Annotated in this window: 3 protein-coding genes; 1 reads left to right on the forward strand and 2 read right to left on the reverse strand. The window is 45.3% G+C overall.

From position 1 onward, the window contains the following. The first annotated feature begins 104 nt into the window (after positions 1-104). Positions 105-245 (forward strand): ADP-ribosylation factor-like protein, encoded by a 141-nt coding sequence (locus AC4E7D_RS13165; protein ID WP_490174249.1) that lies wholly within the window; start codon positions 105-107, stop codon positions 243-245. Here AC4E7D_RS13165 and AC4E7D_RS13170 read toward each other — a convergent pair. After that, complete coding sequence (locus AC4E7D_RS13170; protein ID WP_490174247.1) at positions 227-1216, reverse strand: acetate/propionate family kinase; 990 nt, start codon at positions 1214-1216, stop codon at positions 227-229. The genes AC4E7D_RS13165 and AC4E7D_RS13170 overlap by 19 nt on opposite strands. Positions 1217-1227: 11 nt before the next feature. After that, positions 1228-2726 (reverse strand): phosphate acetyltransferase (gene pta / locus AC4E7D_RS13175; RefSeq protein WP_490174248.1); only part of this gene is annotated, 1499 nt, incomplete at its 5' end.

Below are 2726 nucleotides of genomic sequence, written 5' to 3' on the forward strand. Positions count from 1 at the left end.
TGATGATATTATGTCTTAAAATATAAAAGATAACATGAATGAGGAGTTAAAAATAATAGATACAAGTTTAAAGGATTCTTGTGTTATTGATTGAGGTATTTGCTATGGAAGAAGAGAACACCAAAAACACCAAGAACACCAAAAAAGTTATGATAATTGGATTAGATAATTCTGGAAAAACATCTATAATCTTATCTCTTCAAGGGAAGAAAAACTTACTTTCATTTTATTTAGCAGTTATTTGAGTGCGCTTGATTTTTTCAGCTTTTAAACGCTGTATCAGAGGTGAAGGGTTTTTAACAAATTCTTGATATTTTTCTTTTCTATGGTTTATTAATTGCAATAAATAAAAATCTAATTGACTACGATTGTGTAAATAATAAGTAATGGTTGCATAAATTTTTTCTAAATTTAAACTTGGTAATTCTTTTAATATTTCCTCTGGCGTATATCCCGCTTCCTTCACCAGGTAGAAAATCAGGGCATGGTCGATATCGCCACTCCGTGTACCCATAATCAGTCCGTTGGATGGCCCGAAGCCCAGGCTGTGGTCCAAACTCTGCCCCTCTTTTATAGCAGTCATACTGCAACCGTTACCCAAATGAATGGTGATCATTCTGCCTATGGGCGTCCCCAGGTACCTTTCTGCCTCCCGGGCTACGTATTGGTGGCTGGTCCCGTGAAACCCATATACCTGTATCCCGTGCTTTTCATACAGTATGTCCGGTATGGCATATCGCTTTGCTTTATCCGGGATAGCCTGGTGGAAAGCAGTATCGAACACGGCTACTTGTATGGCGTTAGGAAAGAGTTGTTCCGCTACCTCTATACCTAATAGGTTATTCGGATTGTGCAGTGGTGCGAGGGAACCCAGTTCCTTTATTATTTTCTTCACGTCCGGGTTAACGGCCACGGTACCGGAGTAGGTGCTGCCCCCATGGACCACCCGGTGGCCTACTGCCTTGATTTCTTCTCCAGCGGCCAGTATGTTGTTCTTTGGATCCTTCAGAAATTTTGCAATTTCTCCCAAACCTTCCTTATGTGAGGCGAGTTCACAGTACTGTTCATAGGTAGCTGCAGAAGCCTTAAAGGCAACCCGTGTCGCATTTGTCCCGAGGCGTTCCACAAGTCCGGAGGCTATTAGATCCCCTGATGGCATATTCAGCAGCTGAAATTTGATGGAAGAACTCCCCGAATTCAAAACCAGAATATGCATAGGTATTGATTTTATTCCTGTGCCTGCACAGCTGTTATAATAACGGTATTGATGATATCATCTACGGTACAACCCCTGCTCAGATCGTTAACGGGTTTCTTAAGACCCTGAATAAGCGGCCCTATGGCCAGGGCTTTGGTCTCCCTTTGCACTGCTTTGTAGGTATTGTTTCCAGTGTTGAGATCGGGGAAGATAAATACGCTGGCCTGCCCGGCTACAGGAGAGTCAGGAAGTTTGCTCTTAGCTACCTCCTTGTCTACCGCAGCATCATACTGTATTGGTCCTTCCACCAACAGATCGGGACGCCGCTCCTTTACTATTTCAGTGGCTTTTCTGACCTTATCCACGTCTGCCCCCGCTCCGGAACTTCCGGAAGAGTAGGAAAGCATGGCGATCTTAGGGTCAATCCCAAACTTCATACTGGTATCCGCTGAAGAAATAGCGATTTCTGCGAGCTCCTGAGCAGTGGGGTTGGGATTTATCGCACAGTCGCCAAAAACCGTTACCCGATCTTCCAGGCACATAAAGAATACGGAAGAAACCACGGATATGCCCGGTTTACTCTTTATGAATTGCAGTGCCGGCCGCACGGTATGCTGAGTAGTATGGGCTGCACCAGATACCATCCCGTCCACATGGCCCTTATACACCATCATGGTGCCGAAATACGACACATCCGCCATCAGGTCCCTTGCCATAGCTGGATTTAAGTTCTTATGCTTCCTCAATTCGTATAAGGTATCCGCATACTCCTCAAAATAGGGGGATTTTACCGGATCAATCATATTTACCTTATCGAGGTCAAGCCCGATATCCAGGTTCTGGACGGTTAACCTAATCTGTTCAGGATCACCCAAAAGGGTGATATCCACAGCATCATGCAGCAGTAATTCCCGGCTTGCCTCCAGGATCCGTGGATCGGTACCTTCCGGGAGCACAATATGCTTCTTGTCTGACTGTGCTTTTTTCAGCAGGGTATACTTGAACATCCTCGGGCTCATTCCGCTGGACTCAAAACTAACCAGTCGCTGTGCCAGTTCCTCCTCGGAGATATAGGTGAAGAAATCCTTTATGGACGTATTGATCTTTTGGGTGTTCTCGGCATATATCCTGGGTTTGATATCTCCGATCTTTTTGGCTACTTCAAAGGTGCCCCCCTCAACTGAAACGACGGGGACAACTTCGGATAAACCTTCTATGAGTTTGATAACAGAAGTCTCGGGCTGAAGCCCACCACTTAAAATAATTCCTGATACGCTGGGATAATTACTGGAGAGGTTGGCCTGAAGGGCTCCAAGAATAATGTCCGAGCGGTCTCCAGGGGTGATCACAAGGATATCCTCCTTCATATAGGTGAGGTAATTGTGCAATTGCATCGCCCCTACACCGAAATTTCCTGCCTGATGATGCAGGTGCTGATGTCCAAATAACACTTCCCCTTCCATGACTTCCACAATTTCCTGAAGGGTGGGGTTCCCGAGTTGCGGATTATAGGGAATACCCCCGATGA

The organism is Lentiprolixibacter sp. (assembly GCF_982873095.1).